General features: G+C 65.9%; 1 protein-coding gene (running past both ends of the window). It reads right to left on the reverse strand.

The whole window is internal to a DUF5005 domain-containing protein gene (locus AC5W7N_RS14890) on the reverse strand: the coding sequence, 49,101 nt in all, runs 18,871 nt past the left edge and 9,981 nt past the right edge, and what appears here is coding positions 9,982-30,230, spanning codon 3,328 (complete) through codon 10,077 (partial); reading right to left, the first codon wholly in view occupies positions 20,247-20,249. Both codon boundaries (start and stop) fall beyond the window edges.

Raw genomic sequence — 20,249 nt, forward strand, 5'->3', positions numbered from 1 at the left:
ACCTCGGTGATGCGCTCCGCTCCCACCCCGGGAAGGATCTCGACCGGATCGAAAATCCGGACCATGGCGTCCATTTCCGGTCCCGCGGTCAGCGACGGATCGCGTCCCAACTCCGTCAGATCCACCATCACCAACACGCCCGCATGGTTCAGCACCTGAACCATGTGCGCCGCACCGGTGTCGAGATAGAAACCCACCCCGGCCGCACGGCCCGAACTCTCGGCCCCGCCGAGGAGATGCACCACATCGGCCACACTGTCGAGCGGGATATCGCGGCCGCGCGCCAAGAACGAGAACACCGATATCTCAGCGCCATCGGCCACCAGTTCCGCGGGCGCCGCCACCGCCGGGCCCTCGCGCACGTCGTGGTAGGTCGCGTTGATCGCCTCCGCGGTTCGCGCCAGACAGCTCCGGTTCGACGCCCTCGTACCCGCGGGCACGGTCCGGGGCGCCCCCGGCGCGAACATCGCCCACGCCTGCATCGCGGCTTCCCTTGCCGCGAAATACCGGTCGGCGACGTCTCCGAACTCTGCCGCCCAGCCGGCGGGAAGCCCTGCCGCCACCAAGTCCCGCACCGCCGGCTCCACATCCGCGGCCGTGTCCAGCTCGAACTCGAGGTCGGGCGGAATCGCCGTGTACAACTCGGTCAACGATTCCGCGAGCGCCTCCCGCTCCACAGCGGCCGACAGATACTCCCGCAGATACCGTCGGTGCGCTTCCGCACCCTGCGGATCCTGCTGTGCGAGCACCATCAGCTCTTCCACCGGGTCCCCGGTAGCGCCGAAGTCAGGAGCCGGAACCCGCTCATCGGGACCGGTCGGTGTCGATTCACCACTCGCCGGCTGCTGCTCGGTCCGAGACGCTGGTGGGGTGGGATCGTCGGTCGCGGGTCCCGGCCCGGTTTTGTCGGGACCGATCTGCCGTTTCCGCCAGCGGCCCGGGTCGCGTTGATCGTAGGACTCGTAGACGGTGATGGTCTCCCCAGTGAACCGCGCCATCATCGCGTCGTCGATCATGTTCCGCACCCGGACGAACTCCGCGCTCATCAGGGGAAATGAGTCGTAGATGAGGTAGACGGCGACCGTGCCGTCGTGCACGCGATATCGCACGGCCAATTCCACGGGGCCATCGGTTGTGTCGATCCGCACGATCCGGGCGTAATCGGCGTCGGCGCCTCCACTGATCTCGTCCGCGATCCGGTTGTGATTAGCCTCTGTTGCTTCCACCGCGCGCAAGGTGAGTGAACCTGCCCCGTCAGCAGATTCGATGGCGGTGACCAGCCCCGCCAACCCCGCCAGCGCCGGGTCCGTCATCCCCAACGACCCAAGGTGCCGGTCGACCACCACCGAACTCGCATGCGCTTCAGCCGAACTCGTCGGCTGTTCCGGGTGGTGATCCTCGAAGGGTTCCGTAGCCGGTGGTGCGGGTTCGGCCAGGTGGGCGACTTCTGGGCCGGGAGTCGGTGCGGTGCCGCCGCCAGGCTGGCCACGTCGGCCCGCGTCTGGGGTTTGGCGGGGATCGGGCTGATCGGGCGGGGCGTCGGGACTGGTGTCGAAGCGGACGGTCAGGAAGCGGGGGCGGTAGAGGCTGGCGTCGTCGAGAACCAGTTCGGGCCGACGTCCCGCGGGCCAGTCGGCGGGCACCGCCCAGTTGACGTTGTACGACACCACGAGCCCACCCGGACCACGATCCAGATGTGGATGCGCGAGCGCATTGTAGGTGTAAACGCCTGCGTCGCCGTAAGTTCCGTACAGGCCCGTCTCGGGCGTGGTGTAGAGCACGGTCTTGTCGACGAACGGCCCGACCGGCGTCGGCGCGGCGTACGCGACGATATCGGCACTGTAGATCTGGGTCGCGTCATTGGTGACGAGGAGGTAGCGGTCAGCATATGGGACGACGCTGAACTCGTTGGCCACACCGGTCATCAGATCAACTGCGGCACTCTCTTCGGGGCTCCACGCGTTGTCGCCCGTGTAGTACTCCCAATCGCCCCGCAGGCTCTCACTCGCGACACGGGCGATACGCAAGGAGCGCTGTCCCCCGCCATGGTCGTGCGCGCCGTAAATGTAGGTGTAACCGTCCGCACGGGCGAGTGCCGACCCCCAGGACACGCCCCAAGACGATTCCCGCACAGTGACATCGATGGGTTCGGCCGGGTCTGCGGAGTCGAACCGCGCGATCACCAGCCCGTCGGCTCTCTTGTCGCCGCGCAGCTCGCTCGGCCGGTAGCGCCGATAGGCGATCTCCACGAACTCACCGGCGACCACGGCGTCGCCTGCCCAGTAGACGGCGGGGCCGTTGTCGGTGGGCGGCTCCAGCACCGCCAACGGCTCGTCCGCGGTGCCACCGTAGATGGTCGTGAACCGCTCGCCGTCCTGGATCACCAGGCTGTTGCGGACGAACGGCGTCTGGCCGCCGTGTTGACGCACGTTGGAGCGGGAACCGTCGGGGTTCACCGTGCCGAGGAAAGTATCGGAGAATATCCACAGTGTGCGCCCGTCGGGAAGTTCCACCGAGAACGTGCTGTCCGCGCCGGTCCAGGTGAGTTCACTGGAATTGTCGTTGCCGTACGCGGTGAACATATCCGTGAGCTCGTCGCGGTCCACCGAGACGATGCGGGGCACGCGCACGGGCGGACTGTCGTCTGCTTGTTCGGTGTTCGCGCTCTCGGCCCGCGGCTCCGGGTCGGGGAAGGTATTGAAGCGGTTGAAGACCGCGGGGTTACGGCCATCGGGTCCGAGTCGCCGTCCGGGTGTGGTCGGTTGGATGGGGCGTTCCCGGCCGAACACGGCTTCCGGTTGGTAGCTGACCTGGGGGCCGGGTAAAGGGGTGGTGCCGACGGTGCGGTTCGGAGCTTCGGGGCCTCGGGTCAGTTGCTGCGGGCCGGCAGTCGCATCGGCGTCCGGCAGGAAGTAGCCGTACTCGAAGATCTGGTCGCCGTCATGGACCACTCTGGTGACGACCTGGGTGATCCCTCGGCCGCGCACGGCTTCCGGGATGCCGGTGACACTTTCCACCCAGGACAGACGGGTGCCTTTGGGCGCCAGGAAAATTCCCACATCGACGAAGTCGAAACGCGGCGAAGGGTGATGGCCGAATTCGGCGGTGCTGTACCCGGGATGCCAGGAAGTACCGATAACCCCATCGGACAACAGCGGGACGTTCACGAACAAGTCACGATCGGTGCGGTGGCGGTCCATGAACTCGTCCACCCGGCGGACGTGCTCGGCGGCGTCGTCGGTGGGGGAGCGTTGTTCCGGGGGACTGGTCAGGTAGCCGTTGGCGGCGTCGTATCCGAGTGGGCTCGCCGTCACCGGGCCACGAATCCAGGCGAAGGATTCACGAACCGGTTCGGAGAAGGTCGCCGTGAAATGCTGCCGGGCGTAATCGATGGCTTGCTCGCGGCTGTCGAACAGCACGGCCGTCCCGGACAATTCCGCGAGCGCGACTTCGTGCTGTTGCGCGGTCGGCAGCTGGGCGAAGTCCTTGTCGGTCATCGACGGTCGGTATTCGAAGGCCTGGTCTGTCGCTCGAGCGGAAGCGGGCTGTTCGGCGGACGCTGCGCCATCGTCGTCGGGCACGATCGTGCCATGCAGAACGGGCGGTTGCTCGTCGAGGGCGCGGATCTCGGCGTCGAGCCGGTTGACGGCATCGGCGTTATCCACCAGGGTGCCGATCTCCAGCAGTTCGCCGGCGAGCGCGGCAATCTCGGGGTGCGACCCCATCGATAGCGCCTCGAGGCGGTCGGCATCCAGCTCGTCGGCGCGCTCGCCGTGTTCGACGAGGATGTCGACTATCGCGTTGCGTTCCTGGCGAATGTGTTCGAGGCGTGGTGCGCCGCGATTCGGCTGGGCTGGATCGACTTCCAGTTCGGTCGGGTCGATGCCGTAGAACGCGGCCGCGTCATCGCGAATCTCGCTGGCCTGTCGGCGTTGACGGACCAGCTCGTCTCGCTCCAGCGGTTCATGCCGGGCATCATCGGAATCGTTGTCGTCATGAGCGGGCGGCCCGGTGATTTTGCCCTTTTTCGGCGGGCCCGGTTCCTCGGGCCGGTGCGGGTGCAGGGCGGCGAGGTTGGCGACGGCGTCCGCGGTGAGCTCGCCTATATAGATCTCTGCGATATCGTCCGCGTACGGCAGTTCGTACTCTTCGTGTTCTACTTTTTCTTCTTCGTCCGCACTGGTGCGTTCTTCGATCGTCGTTCGGATGCGGGCGCGCGGAATACGATCGGGATCGTCGGGATCGTTCTCGCCGGGATCTTTGATGTTTGTGTCGAATATGAGCAGTGTGTTCTGGCCGATGTTGGTGGCGACCGAGGAGTGCATGCCTTTCTTTCCTCGGTATCGGTAGAGGATTACTGTGGTGTCGACAGGGTTGGCGGGATCCGCGACCTTGTCCAGGTAGGCGGATACGGCTGCCTTGGGGTCGGTGCCGTGGGGGAGCTCTACGAGCTGTGTGGCGATGGCTTTGGCAAGGTGTTCCGGGTTCCTCTGCCCCCGTTTCGGTTGCACCCCGTCGTCGAGACCGAGCGCCCACGTGGCTTTGGCGGTTTGATTGATACAGTCCAGCAACGGGCGGGCTTTGTCGCGTCCGAAGAGCCGCTTCAGAATGCCCCAGGTGGCGAGGGTTCCGGCTCCTGCGGCGAGAGTAGTCGCGGACGCGCCCTGCCCCAAGAGTGCGAGCGCGCCACCGCTGGCCATACCCCCGAGTGCGACCGAACCGCTCATCGTCATAGTGCGGATGGCTTGTGCCTGACCGAAGACACTGGTCGGAGTCTTTTTTCGGGTATAGGTCCCGATCGGTATCCCGACCGATCCGATCACAGCCCACCCGCCGGCAAAGGCCGCAGAGGCGATCAGAGGGTCGGATGTGCTTGCTACCACGGCGGCTGTTCCGGCCAAACCCGCCGTTCTGGCGGCGATCAGGGTTTTGATCCGGACATTGTGCAGCCACTTCTTCGGGATGAAGTTTCCGAGGACCGCCCCGGTCGGTACCAGAGTGGCGACGAGCCCTTGATGTCCGGGCGACAGATCCGAGTTCACGAGCATCGACGTGAACTGGATCCCTTGCGCTCCCAGCAAGAAATTGTTGATGCTGTGGGCGTTGTTGATGCTGCGCATGAGGGGGTGGTCGTAGATCGTGTGAAATGCCTCGACCATCGAATCGCGCAGCTCGGTTCGGAACGGCCGTACCTCCCCGTCGCTGTTTTCCCGCGTCTTACTCGGGATATCAGGGATGCCTGACATCGTCGCCAGATTGATGACATTCGTCCCGAGGTTGAACAGCGGTGCCAGCCAAGGGCCCGCGGCCACGATGACCGGCCCGAGACCTCGCCCAATGACGCGAGGAGCGTTCTGGTTGATGCTGTAGAAGCGCGTCAGTCCTGTTTGGGCGTCGCGCGCCATGACCTTGAGGACCTTGGCGGAACTACTCGCATAAAGGTTGGCGAGGCCCAATTCGACGAATGTCGATCCGATCAGGATGGGAACGGCATACGGTGTGCCGCTGGCCAGCGCGACCGTCGCGATCGCTGCGGTTCCAGCCCCACCGATAGCGCTGACCCACATGATCTTTTTCGGCGAGACATAATCGGCCAGGTACCCCGAGAACGGTGAGAGCACAAAGTTCGGCACGTTGACCACCCCGGCAACCGCGCCCGCCACACCTGGGCCGGCCTTTTCCATCAGCCACAGGTCCAGCGTCGCTCCCATGATCGCGGCGCCGGTGGTGTTGAGGAACTCCGAGCCCAGCCGTATACCGACGTTGCGGTCGGCGCGGATCAGTTGGGGCAGTGAGGTGATAGGTGCGTTCACCACTGCCGGTTCGACGGTGGAGGCGGGTTCCGGAGTGGAGGGCTCGAGGACGGCCGGTGGGTCCGTCGGCGGTTCGTTGATCCGTGGATCGGGATTCGCTTCCGGGTGGGGCTGCGGGGCCGGGTCCAGTTGCGGGGCCGGGTTCGGGTCCGGCTCCAGTCCACGGGCAGGTGGGGTAGGACTGGGCTCCGGTTGGCGTCCGCGAGCGTGGTCGCGCCCGTCGCTGTCGGGGTTGAAGGCGGTGACCGCACCGGGGTCGAGCGGGCCGGGCGGCCGCATGACTCCCGGATGATTGGTTTCCTGGGCAGGAGAGGCACTTGTGTGGCGGTTCTTATCGGAGTTGCCAGGATCGGTTGGAGCCGGCAGTGGATCGTGGGACGCGGGGGTTGTGGCGGTACCACCGGCGGGCAGCACCGACCGGGCGGCGGCTTGTGTGTCGGAGGCCGACGGTTCCGGTGCTTCGGGTCGGGCGGCGCCCGCGCGACGGTTACTCTTCGGCGCCGCCCACACCAGTCCGGTGCGGGCTTCGGCGTGGTCTCCGACCGGCCGCGATTCCCTGCGCATATAGCGGAAACCGAGTTGTTCCATCGCATCCCGGACTCGGTGGGCAATTTCGGGATCCACCGTCACGGTGCCGGTCAGCACGCGGCGAACAACGACGTTGCCGACGCCGGCGGATCGTGCGACATCCCCGATGCGAACACGGCGGAGCCTACTTCGACGCGGAATGTCGGCTCCGGGCTGGGATCGCAGCCGCGCGGCCAGGGCGGAAAGCGTCGTTAGGCCGAGGCGTTGGGCATCTTGTGGGGTCAGGCCGAGTTCGGCTATTGCCCGGGCCGGTGAATAGCCACGCAGGTACCGCAATTCGGCGAAGGTCGCAAGCCGCTCGGGGAGCGATTCGATGGCCCGCTCGAGCTCGGCCCGCCGCACCGGTACCGCGTAGCCGTCGATCACCCGCGGCGCTGCGGTCGCACCGGTCGACGTGGCGTCACCAGCCGCCGGGCGTTTCGGTCGAGCGGAAGTGTTCTGCAGCGAGTCGATTCCGGGGTGGAAGACCTCCGGATCGGGCTCCTGTTCATACACGAGCCCAGTAGCCGCGCTCGCCTCGGTCGCTGTGATGGAATCGTCGGCCAGCAGCCCCAGCCGGACGGCTGCGGCCCTGACCCGAGCTGAAATAGGGTGGTCGACCTCGCTGCCCGCGAGAGCACGTGCTGCCAGCTCGGTGGGGACGCCGGCGACCCACGCCGCATCGGCAATGGTTGCCGGACGCACCGTGCCGTTCACGACGACATCGGCGCCGACTGCGGCGGCGAACCGCTGAACCACGGTGTCCTCAGCGAACGCGGCCGAATAGTAGGCACCCAAGGACGCAAGTGCTGATCTGTGCAGAAGATCGGTGTCGAAGTGCGGGGCGGGCACGGTTGTGTCACTCGCAGGTGCATCGGGCTCGAGGTACCTCGAACGGATGTAATCGGCTACGTCCGGATCCATGTCCTCGAGAACACTCCGCAGCCCCGACCGGGTCACCACGCGCAACAGCCCGGCACCCGGTAGCTGCGGCCGGAAGCCGACCTCGTCAGCGGTTTCCAGAACGCGCGCCGCGATCTCCGGATCACGACTCCCTTCACCGCGGAGCACGCGATACACCTTCGAGATGGAGACGCCGGCCCGTTCCGCGACCGTCGCTGCGGTTGCGTCAGAGACTCTGCCGGCGCGCGGCAGAATTCGTTGCGATGGTGGCTTCAGAAGACCATGGCGATTCGCCGCTTCGCGGATGGCGCTCGCGACGCTCGAGGTCAGCACTGGTCCGTCTCGCAGTACCTTTTCGACAATCGCTACGGTCACACCGGCCGCGCGAGCGACAGCATTGCGGGTGACTCGGCCGTTGTATCCGATGTCGTGAGCCACGGCACGAATCCGTCGTCTGGTCTCGGCATCGACTGATCCGCGCGCGTTTCCGAGGACGATCTCTACCGTGGCCTCGCTGATTCCGGCAGCCCGGCTGACATCGGCCTTGGTCACCCAGTAGCCCAATCGTCCCGCCGCCTCACGGGTTTTGGCCGCGGCTTCATCCGAGACGGCCGAGCGCCCTTTCAGGACCATGTCGACCAGCTCGCGCTCGACCCCGACCTCGGCCATCACGGCGTTGATGGCGGCCTCTGAGTCGATTGGGGGTTCGTCGGCGAGAGCGCCGCCTCGAACCGTGGCGACTCGTGGACCTGCTGGGACCGGGCGGGTCCCGGACTCATCGACTGGCCGGAGGTCGCTCGTGAGCTGTTCGACGATCCCGTGTAGGCCTGCTGCGATTTCGGCATCGACGCTGTCGGTCGCGATGCCCAATCGGCGAGCTATCTCCGCGGGGCGAATTCCCTCGAAGTATCGCAATTCCACGATCTGAGCCCGATCGGGCGGCATTGCCCGCAGGACGCGCCATAGTTCGTCTCGGCCCGTCCGCGCGAGGATCCGGATCCCGGGGTCCGATGCAGCAACGTCGTCCAGGTGCTGGTAATCGCCCGCCAACCACGCCCGAATTCGAAGAAACCGGATATGTCCATTGGCATGTGCGGCGGCGACCGTGTCGAACCAGCGTCCGATCGCATTCGAGGGCATAGTGTGCACGTGACGGTTCGCGTAATCGAAGACCTCGTCGGTGATCGAAGCGACTGCTGGCCCGTCTTTTTCGCGAATGATCGTCGAAATCACCCGCCGGACGGGTTCCGAGAAGAGGTCGCGTAGCCGGGCGAAGGCGGCGGTGTCACCTTCCCGGGCTGAAAGAACGAGCGCCTGCACGTCGGACACGACGCTATTCGAGGCTATGACGCGCGATCGTCCGTCCGTGTCGGATCGATGGTCAGAGCTCCTGCGACTCTCCGAGTTCTCGGCTCCCGGATGTTCAGGAAAGCGGTTGAAAATCGAGGGGTTTCGCCCGTCGGCGCCAAGGGGTTGTCTGGCTTTGCCGACGAGGGTGTGGCGTTCGGGTGCCAGGGGGTTGATGTTGTCGTGGAAGGTGACGGTGGGGCCGGGGTTGTGGTCGGCGGCGCCGGATGCGGGTCCGACGCCGATATCGCTGACGGCGGCGATCGGGCCCTCGGCCCGTTCGGAATGGTCGGCGGGGGCAGGTGGCACCGTGGCTGTCGGCGGCGTCCCGGCCGGGTCGACGAGTGTTTCCCCGGCGGGCAACAGGCCCGCTGTGGTGAAGAAGTCTCCGATGTCGATGCCTGGTGAGCGATTCGGCAGCTGGGTCGGCAGCACGAATTCGCGGGTGTCCGAGCCGGAATACATCCGGACGGTCAATGCCTCGGTGCCGTCGATCATTTCGTATCTGGCGTAGATCAGCGGTTCCTGTGCGGTGGCGGCGGCGCCCGCCCGCGCGATGACGGCGTCGAGTTCGGCGTTCTGCTCAGGCGTCAGATACCTGCGCAGCATCGAATCCCAGACGACGGTGGCGCTGCCGGTCCTGTCCTCGGTGAGCCTGCGGGGCAGCCAGGTGAGCGCGCTTTCCTGGTCGATCGGCATATCGCCGGCGCGCTGGGCGTCGATGAACGAGGTCTGGATCCGTCGCACGGCGTCGTTGTCGGTGCCGACGAACCCGGCGGCTAGACGACGTTGGTCCTCGATATTGTCCGCTTGGAGTGGATCGAGGTCGGCGCCAGCGACCTCGATCACGCGCGGCCACACGTCGAGCAGGTCGCGGACCTGGTTCACCTGATCGGGCCGCGCGGACCATCGATCGTCGATGACGGTCGCGGCCTCGGGATTTCCGTATTCGGCATCCGCGAAGCGGTATCGATAGAGGTGCGCCCGCGCATCCAGCATTCCGCACGCGCCGATCGACAACACACGCAAGGGCAGCCCGGTGGTGCGGGCCGCGAGAATCTCCACCGGCAACAACAATCGTGCTCGGGCGGGATCGTTGATCTGGGTGCCGCGGAGCAGGAACGGCGCCAATTCCGAAGCGTTGTCGCGGATGGCCTGGAGAACATCTTCCGCCATTGTCCGGAGCTCGGCGTCGGTCTGCGCCGGTTGTCCACCCATGACCGTATGCCAACGCGCCACGCCGGGTTCGAGGCCGGAAAGCGCGCGATGATGCACAGCCTGGATAAGACGGAAGATCGGGTGTGACGAGGCCTTGCCGCCGGGCGGCGAATGCGGGCCCAAGAGTTCTGCGACGATTCCGCCCGCTGCCGCGTCCGCCGCCAGCGCTCGCAACAGGAACATCTCCTGTCGGCGGTGCGCCTCGTTCTCCGCGGACAGCGGGGACATCAGTTCGTTGTCCTCTTCGAACCAGGTCAGTGCGCGTCGGATGCCTGCGATGACACTGCGAAGGCCGGGGACCGAGGATGTGGGGAACGAGGGCTTGACCGGTTCGGTCGGCCCGGCGTCCGGCCGGCTTGCCCACGGCGTCGTCGCGTTGGACTCGATCCGTGGGCCGGTTGAAGATGCGCGATTGTCGAGGGTCGGGTCGCCCCATTCCCTTCCGTCGGGGTGGTGGTGGTTCAGCACGGAGGGGTCGAGTCCGAGGGCGCCGGGGACCTCCAGGTGGCGTTTGCGGCTGCGGCGTTCGGGCGCAAGGGGATCCACGGTGTCGTGGAAGGCGACGGTTGGGCCGGGGCTTCGGTCGGCGCCGCCGGATGCCGGCCGGTCCGGGGTGGTGGCGTTGTCCTCGGGGCGGCGGAAGGTCAGTCGTGGGTCGGACGGGGTGTGGTTGGTTGGTGATGGCGTGGTGTCGACCCAGATGAGGAGGTCGGTCATGTTGTCGTGCGTGCCGGTGGTGTGGGCGTGTTCGTTGAGGGCGGCGGCGATGGTGTGGTGGTCGCCGGGTGTCTGCTCATGTGCTTGGCGGACGATGGCGGTGAGGGCGTCGGCTTGGTAGGTGTCGTGCCAGATGCCGTCGGTGGCGATGAGGATGTAGCCGCGGCCGTCGAGGGTGAATTCGGTGGCGTGTGAGGTGGCGTCGTCGGGGAGTGGGCGTCCGAGGGAGCGGGTGAGTTGGCCGGAGAAGGAGAGTGCGAGTGCTTCGCCTTCGGGCATCTTGTCGGCGACGAGCTTGGGCACGATGGTGTCGTCGACGTTGAGTTGCTTCGGTTGCCCGCCGTCCATCGGAAGCCAGTAGACGCGGGTGTCGCCGGCCCAGTCGATGACCAGTTTGTTGCCGTGGACGACCACGAGTGCGGTCGCGGCATCGGGTGAGTTGGGTTGGCCCGGGCTTTCGGCCAATTTCGCCACCGCGGTGCGGGCCGCCGACATTCCGCGTCGCACGACGCGAATCGGCGAGAACTCGCCGGCCGAAGCGAGCTGAGTCGATGCCTCCGCCATAACAGCAACTGCCGCGCGGACGGCGGCCAACGCTGCCTCCCCGCCCATGGGCGATCCGCCGACCCCGTCGGCGACGGTGGCCAGATGCACCGGTGTATCGCCCTCGAGCTGCACGGTGCGGAATCCGAACGCGTCCTCGTTGTTGCCGCGACCGCCACGCTCGGGTCCGACGCCGAGATCGCTGACGGCGGCGATCGGGCCGTCCGCCCGCTCGGAATGGTTGGCCGGCGCGGCCGGGGACTCGGGAGACGCGGTACCGGCCGACTCCGAGAAATGGCCCGGCTCGGTGTCGGCGATCGACTGCGTGCGGTGCAGGTCGGCGACGAGTTGGTCGAATACCTGTGGGAACCGTTCGTTCTGCACGAGGTGCCTGAAGACAAGGTCCCGCATCGCCAGGGGATAGGTGAACTTCTCCGGTTCATTGCTAAGTCTGGCGATCGACCTGTGCAGCTGGCGGACCAACTGCGCAGCTTCGTTCAGCGATTCCAGGTGCGGGGCTTGCGCCGCGGCTGCTGTGAATGCGCTATCGACTCGTTGCGATAGATCGAGGGCGATCTCGTGCTGCAGAGTCCGCGTCAGGTAGTACTTCGCGAGGGTGAGGAGCTCCGGCAGAGCAGCATGGACATCCGCTTCCACCGCCCGGCCGGGCACCGAACCGACCGATCTGATCGCCCGGGTTACGTCCGAATCGAAGCCGTTCGATGACTTGGATATGAGATATCTGTCGAGGTACATCGACCAGTCGATCCCCTCGGCGGTTCCCATAGCGAAATGTCGGTCCAGGCCGTGAATCTGGACAAGCGCCGTCAGAAGTTTCTTGGTCTGCGCCGAACCGGGCACGGTGTTGTGAGGATAGGAAAAACCGCTGGCCTGCGGTGTGGTGGAGGCGGCCTTCCGCATGAGCTCGACCATGCGCCCGAGATGCATCGGGATGGAATCGAGGAAGTTCAACTCGCTGTATTGCGTCGAAAACAGCTCGGGTGTCAGCGATGTGTCGAAGGAGATAGCGCCTGCGGTGTTGAACAGCGCGTTGGCGGCGGCATACAAGGTCTCGGCTTCTGGGATGCGATCCGCGAGAGCCTTGGCTACACGATAGAGCGTCGGGTAGTCGGTGATATCGCCGGAATGTGTTGTCGCCTGGAAATGGTGGGTTTCCGCCCACAGCACCGCATTCAGCATTCGCGCTGCGCCGACAGTCGGAGGGACCGGCGGCTGTTCGCCGCGCTGGAATGCATCTACCCGCGTCGTGAGCTCGGTCGTGAGGTCACCGATGATCTGTTGCCGCTCGGTACTGGAAAGCGTCGCAGCCCAATCGAGCAGCTCTTGATGGGTGGCATCGAGGTTGTGCGGCATGGCCGTTGACACCGTGGTCCGTGCCTCGTCCGACACGGCGGGCACTTCGGGTCGCGCTGCCGGCGAGGCAGGCTCGGTGTAGGCCGGGACGATGGTTGTCGGCGGCTCGGTATACGCGGGAAGCACGGCTGTCGCAGGTAAGGGGGCGCGCCCGTCGGCAGCCGCGCTGCCGGGTTCCGGCACGACTGTCGCACGTAGCCGCCAGTGGCGGTCCCCGATATCTCTGGCTTCGTCGATGCGCAGCCACAGGCCGTCCGGCAGCAGTATTCGCGGAAGCACGGCGTGCGCGTCGGGTAAGACGAACACCGGAAGGGCGGGTGTTCCCGCGGGAACGGTAAGGTCGGCTTCCAGGCGAGCGCCCTGTATCGGCGGAAGCACGCCCATCATTCCCAGCATGAACTCGGGAATCCGAACGACGATGCCGGTCGGGTCGCTCGTCATATCCAGCAGGTGCGCGGGCAGCCCGACGCTCACCACCATGTCCTCCGGCAGCGGCCGGCGAGCCAGAGCGTTCCTGATCGCCGCGATGGCTCTGGCAAGCTCCGGGGTGAGCTCGAGCTCGCCCCGCAGTGCGCCTTTCATCAGCGCGACGAGCTCGTCCCTGGACGCATCCCCCGTGAAGTGCCGCAGTGCGCCGATCTCGTCATCGGTCAGCTGTGGGATGACCTCATCCCAGATATCGCGCCCGTACTGCAGTCTTTCGTCATACTTCATCGACCCCTTGTCGGAATCGAACAGGGCCGACTGCCGCCGGGTGCTGTCGGTCACTGGGGCGCCGGAGGCCGGCGCGTCACTCGGGTGACGATCAGCGCGGGCCAAGTTCTCGCGCAGCTGGTCGATCCGATTCTCGATCTGATGCCGCTCATCGCCGGGGGCGGCGTGCCGCGCCTCCACCGCGTGGAACAGATGCGTCAACAGCTGAAACCGAGCCGGGTCGGCGGCGGTCGGGCGTTCGATGTGGTCGAGGAGTTCATCGAGCAGCCCACGGGTCTCGCTGAGCCGGTCATGATGGGCCGTGCCCGGGCCGTCGCCCTCCGTATCGTGTGCGATCTCGAGCGTTATCCCGTTGCGCGCCGACCGGATTCGCTGCGGATCCATGACCTCGAGCAGCCGCGCCACCAACGGATCAACCGGCTTCTTCTTGGCGTGTGAGCTGTCGTCGCCGCTGGGGTTGAAGGCGGTGACCCGGCTGGGATCGGGGGCGCCAGGAGGTTCCATCACTCCCGGATGCCGCGAAGTTTTGTCGTTCTGACGCCTGGGAACGTCCAGGACGTCCGAGGCGGCCTCGGGCACGTTCCGCGGCGGAGACATGACCTTCTGCCCATCGGCACCGAGCGCCGACGCTCGGGCGGTGGGATTCGCCTCAGGGGAGGTTTCAGAGTCGGGCGGATCGGTACCGTCGTTCGTGAGGATGTGACCGGTGACCGAGCGGAGAAGCGCGGCTGCCTCGAGCAGCCTATCCGCGGTTACGGCGCGCTGGATAATGAACTCGGCCAGGATACGTTGGGTATCGTTCTCGAGCTGCCAACTCCACGCGGTGAGGCTCTCGGCGAAAGCTTCGGCCGGTTCCGGCTTGCCGTCCGCATCGAGGCTGTAGTCGCTGAGTTCGCGTTGAAGGAAACCGATGAACTCGCCGAGATCCTCGGGAAGATTCGTGCCGACGAAATGCTTGACGAGTTCCGGTGCGACAGCGATCCAGTCGAGCGTGTAGACATCTTTGCGTCGGTTGGGTGGTGTAAGGACGGATGCTGCGAACAGCTGTAAAATGTGACCCATTTCGTGGTCGATGGTTTCGGCTACGGAACCGATTCCAGGGCCGGAAAACCAGCCGTTAGCGACACCGTCGACGATTGTCTGGCGAGTGAGTTCAGCGTTTGTTACATACCTTTCGGAGAGTTCGAGGGCCATACCGCCGCCGGCCATGGGGCGTACGAGCGCCAGGCACAACTCTGGTTCCATAGGAACAACGGTGACTTCGTCGATTTGCAGGCTTTTCAACGCCGTGAAGTAGCGGGCGAGCCGACGGCCGATTGCGCGCACGACCATGGGATCAATGTCGTCGGAGTCGAGTCCCGATATCTTGGTGATCGGGAGCTTCTTGATCTCGTCGATTTCCGAATCGCGGATACTCCGCAGAATAGGTGCCGCCATCGCACGTATCGGGGCGGCGGGACTGCTACCGTATCGGCCCAGGGCGAGTTCGGTCAGCGTCCGATGGAGAATCCGATGTCCGTATGTGGTGTGCGGATCCTTCGAGAACACTTTCTCGAAGGAATCTGTCAGGGCCGGCCGCTGGGACAGCCCTCCGTCGTTCCGGACCACATCGCCCTCGAACTGCTCACGTAACCACGAGTGGAAATCCTCTTCGCGAGAGCTCCCGCCGTTTTCGATGAAATGCGCGCGGAGATCATCGATCGCGAAACTCTCCGCGCGCCACCGGCCCTGCTGGATCAATGCGTGCGCGAACCTACGGATGGCAAGCGACTCGATGTGCGACCTGGAAAAATATTTCAGGCCGGCTCGCCCGATCGAAAAATGTATCGTCCCAGCCGAGACGCCGTTGTTCGAAACGGCCGGTTTGGCAACGGCGCTCAACTTCTTCCCGTCGGTCAACGAGATTTCCACCGCGGCGAGCGGAATCGGGAACGCGGTGAGAAGTCGGTCGAATGTCTCGGCGAAGCCATCGGCTTGTTCAGCGCTCAGGGCTCCGACCAGCGTCATCGTCGTGCCGGGATGTTTGCGCTCGAACGCTTCCGCGATCTGGAATGGGTTCAGCTGCGAAGGTGAAGGTTCGGCCTGGGCTGGTGTGCCGGTGTCGGCGTTCGAATCCGGCTCGCCCGGAACTCCGGAATGTGTTCCGCGTGCGTGGTCGCCCTTCTCTTCGTGCGCGATCGGGGCGGGTGCCGCTGGCGGTTCGGCGGGATCCCGGTCAACCGCATCGTCCGTGGCGAGTGGGTGGTGGAATTCGAACCACATGTGTTTGCCGTGGTCGTGGACGGTGACGCCGGTGTTGTCGGCGAGGATGGCGGTCATGGCGAGTCCGCGGCCGCGGGTTGCTTCGAAATCGAGGAGGTCCCCTGGCTGGGGGACGTAGGTGCTGTCGTCGGAGACGGTGAATCGGAGTACGCGTTGACCGTTTTCGCGGTGTTCGCTGATGGTGAGTGTTACTTCGCCGTTGGTGTGGCGGAGGGAGTTGGCGACGTATTCGTCGATTCCGACTCGTGCGTCGTCGAATTTGTCGAACCAGGAGAAAGTGTGTTCGATTGTTGCTTCTGCCCAGCGGCGTGCGTCTGGGACGGGGGCGACGCGTTCGCCTTCTTCGCCGATCTGTCCGGGGGCGGTACCGTCTTCCCGGACCACATACCGCACCTCGAGCGGCGCAGGGCCGGCGCCCGGTTCGCCGCCGGGCGGGGTGTGGAAGGCCATGTAGCCCTCCGCTGGGCCGCCCTTCGAGAACGGGAGGTGTGGTTGGGGTTCTATGCCGTCGGGGTTGGTGCGACCGGTATTCAGGTCGCCGTACATCGAGCCCGGGTACGCCTTCGGCGGAGTTGGCCCGCGGCGGGCGGTCGGCGCCTCGGTGGCCGGGGATCGCAGCACAAGCCATTTGCGTTGCGGATTCGACCGGCTCAGGTCCAGCCACGTCTCGCCGCTGATGAGCACACCGTCGTGGCGGCCCCGCAGGTAATTGCGGCCATTGCGTTGCACCTCGTCGATCCGGCGCAACGTGAGATCAATCGCGGATGGCTCGAGCTGAAACTCCGTCATCATGGCTGCTACGTCCGCCGGATCGGGCGCGAGCAGCTTCTGCACAGTCCACGGATGGGGCGGCCGGTTGGATGCCAATGCGTCGGCGACGAAGAACGAATTGGCATCGATCGGTTTCCGCCCGGAGTCGGCTTCGTACCGCTGCAAGCGGGTGGTGAATGACCTCTCGTCGACTCCGAATGTGTAGCCGTGGTCGAACGGAACGGCACGGACAATGGCACCGTCCTTGACCAGGACCTCTTCGCCCGGACCCGGGTACAGCGGATGCGCACGGTCATCGACGGGAATCATCAGAGTGCGGTAGTTCGAGTTCGTTCGGTCGACACTCCCGGCGAAATAGTCGAGATAGGTGATCATGTCCCGGTCGGTCCAGGAATACTCCTGGGCCGCCAGCGGATGGCGCAGGCCGCGAATGTATTGCATCCGGGAGCCCTCGCCGCCGTCGTTGTACAACTCGGTCGCCGGGACGATCCCGAAGCCGAAAATCTCCGCGAGGCGGTAGAAGACGACCTCGCGTCGCGCGAGCCGAGACGGAGGTATCTCGACATCCTGAGTTATCTCGCCGGCAACAGGCTTATCGATATACAGGGCGGGTTCGCCCCTGAATTTCGCAAGATACACCCGGTTCTTGTGTTCTCCGCGGATTGGAACTCTGATAACCGAGTCGTCCGGAGATCGCGGCGCGGCGGTGCGTGTATCCATCGGCGGGGCCGAGGCGGTGGCGCCGGGTGCGACGACTATTCCGCTGTGCGCAGCGGCAATTTCTATCGTGGAGGCGCTGTCACCCAGACCGATGAAATGGTTCTCCGGCTTCGGTGCGCCACCCAGTTCGGCGCGCGCCTCGCGACCGGCATTGAGCGCCACCACATCCCGGGCCAACCGACGTCCGTCGGACTCGGCCCGCGCGTCTCGGTTGCCCGACTGGGTATCGGAGCCGAGCCATACGATCGTCGCGACGTTCGGATCCGTGCTGGAAGTCGCCTCGAAATGCTGCCGCGCGAGCTCCACGTTCTGTGCCAACTCGGCCAAGGTCGCCGCCGGGTCCGCCACCTGCCAGTACAGCGTTGCCGCATCGCGGTTGCCGACCCAGACGATCGCGCGCTCATCGGCACCGTCGAAATAGAGCACCTCGACCTGTGGTGTCGGGACCATGATGTTGGCCGCCTGTTTCGCGTCTTCCACGTCGAACCGCGCGAGAGTCAGGTTCCCCAGCTCATGTTCTTCGGCCGAGCTCAGGTCGGCGCGCCGACCTCGCAGGTCGATCATCCGCCTGTTCATCGAATGCCGGCTCGCCTCGCCCAGCACCGATTCCGAGAGGCCGAGCATGCCACGGACCGCATCCGGATCCTTGTGCGTCACGTCCAACCGCTGCTGCGGTGTCAACGACTCCCACCACCGGGCATCGCGCTTCGCGTCCTCGCCCGCCTGCCGCAACACATCATCGACAGGCTCGACAGGGCGCGTCGGAGCGGCTTCCTGACGCGGCGGCTGCGGGCCATGTGTTGCCTCGGTCGAACCATCGCCGGGTTCCGGGTCGGGAAAGTTGTTGAAGCGGTTGAAGAAGAAGGGGCTCTGTCCGTCGGGCCCGAGGGAGCGGCGGAGTTTGCCGACGAGGGTGTGTCGTTCTGGAGCCAGGGGGTTGAGGGTGTCGTGCAAGGAAACGGTGGGCCCGGGAGGTGCGTCGGTTCCGCCGGATGCCCTGGGCTGTGGGGTGGCGGTGTTCCCATCGGTCCGCATGAAGCTCTGCCGGGGATCGGCGTCGGGCTGCGCGGGTGGGGTGGTGTCGACCCAGATGAGGAGGTCGGTCATGTTGTCGTGCGTGCCGGTGGTGTGGGCGTGTTGATTGAGTGTGGCGGCGATGGTGTGGTGGTCGCCGGGTGTCTGCTCATGTGCTTGGCGGACGATGGCGGTGAGGGCATCGGCTTGGTAGGTGTCGTGCCAGATGCCGTCGGTGGCGATGAGGATGTAGCCGCGGCCGTCGAGGGTGAATTCGGTGGCGTGTGAGGTGGCGTCGTCGGGGAGTGGGCGTCCGAGGGAGCGGGTGAGTTGGCCGGAGAAGGAGAGTGCGAGTGCTTCGCCTTCGGGCATCTTGTCGGCGACGAGTTTGGGCACGATGGTGTCGTCGACGTTGAGTTGCTTCGGTTGCCCGCCGTCCATCGGGAGCCAGTAGATGCGGGTGTCGCCGGCCCAGTCGATGACCAGTTTGTTGCCGTGGACGACCGCGAGTGCGGTGGCGGCATCGGGTGAGTTGGGTTGGCCCGGGTTTTCGGCCAACCCCGCGACGGCGGCGCGGGCCGCGGACATTCCGCGTCGCACCGCGCGTATCGGCGAGAACTCGCCGGCCGCTGCCAGCTGAGTCGATGCCTGCGCCATACCGGTCACTGCCGCACGCACGGCGGCGAGCGCGGCTTCCCCGCCCATGGGGGAACCGCCTACCCCGTCGGCGACGGCGACGAGATGCACCGGTTCGTCGCCCTCGACGTGCACGGTGCGGAATTCGAACGCATCTTCGTTGTTGGAGCGGCCGCCGCGCTCGGGCCCGACGCCGATATCGCTGACGGCGGCGATCGGGCCGGCCGCCCGTTCGGCATGGTCGGCAGGCGCAGGTGGTGCCTCGCCGGGGTGTCCAACGGATGCTGTCGAATTCGGATCCCAGCCGGCGATACCGGGGCTGGTTTCGGGATCGTGCCGGACGATTCTCCCGGGAGCCGGAGCGTCGTTCGCGCTATGAGCGTCGGGATGGCTGCGGTGGTCGGGCGTGCTCGGCGGGACAGGCGCTGGGGCCGGCGTCACATCCACCGCCGCCCACGGGTTGCCGACCTTGGGGCTTGGCGGTGCTTCGTGATCCGGGAGGGCGGGTGGCTCGGGTCGATGCACCGGTGGTGCGGGCTCGGTGTAGGCCGGGACGATTGTCGTTGGCGGCTCGGTGTAGGCGGGGACGATGGTTGTCGGCGGCTCGGTGTAGGCGGGAAGCACGGCTGTCGCGGGCAAGGGGTCGGCGGCCGGGGCGCCGGGTTTCGGCACGACCGTCGCACGTAGCCGCCAGTGGCCGTCCCCGATATCTCTGGCGCCGTCGACGCGGACCCACAGACCATCCGACAGCAGAATTCGCGGAAATGCCGGCGCGTCGGGTAAGACGAACACCGGAAAGGCCGGGGTCCCGGCCGGAACGGCCAGGTCGGCATCGAGCCGCGCGCCCTGCATCGGCGGGAGCACGCCCATCATTGCCAGCATGAACTCGGGTATGTGGATGACAGTGCCAGTCGGATCACTCGTCCTGTCGAGCAGATGCGCCGGCAAGCCGACGTTCACGACCATGTCCTCCGGCAGCGGTTGGCGAGCCAGAACATTCCTGATCACCGCGAGGGCTCGGGCGAGCTGCGGAGTGGGCTCGACCTCGCCCCGCAGCGCGCCTTCCAACAGAGCGACGAACTCGTCCCTGGACGCATCCCTCGTGAAGTGCCGCAGTGCGCCGATCTCCTCATCGGTCAGCAGTGGGACGACCTCACCCCAGATATCGCGTCCGTATTGCAGCCTTTCGTCATATATCGTCGACCCCTTTTCGGATTCGAACAGGGCCGGCTGCCGCGGGGTGCTGTCGATCGCGGGGTCGCCGGTGGGCGCAGCGCCTCTCGAATGACGATCAGCGCTACCCAAGTTCTCGCGCAGCTGGTCTATCCGATTCTCGATCGGATGCCGCCCATCGCCGGTGGCCGCGTGCCGCGCCTCCACCGCGTGGAACAGATGCGTCAACAGCTGGAACCGAGCCGGGTCGGCGGCGGCCGGGTGTGTGATCTGGTCGAGTAGTTCATCGAGCAGCCCACGGGCCTCGCTGAGCCGGACATGATGCGCTGTGCCCGAGCCGCCGCCCGCCCCTGCGTCGTGTGCGATCTCGAGCGTTAACCGGTTGCGCACCCACCGGATTCGCTGCGGATCCATGACCTCGAGCAGCCGCGCCACCAACGGATCAACCGGCTTCTTCTTGGCATGCGAACTGTCGTC

The organism is Nocardia sp. CDC519 (assembly GCF_059509835.1).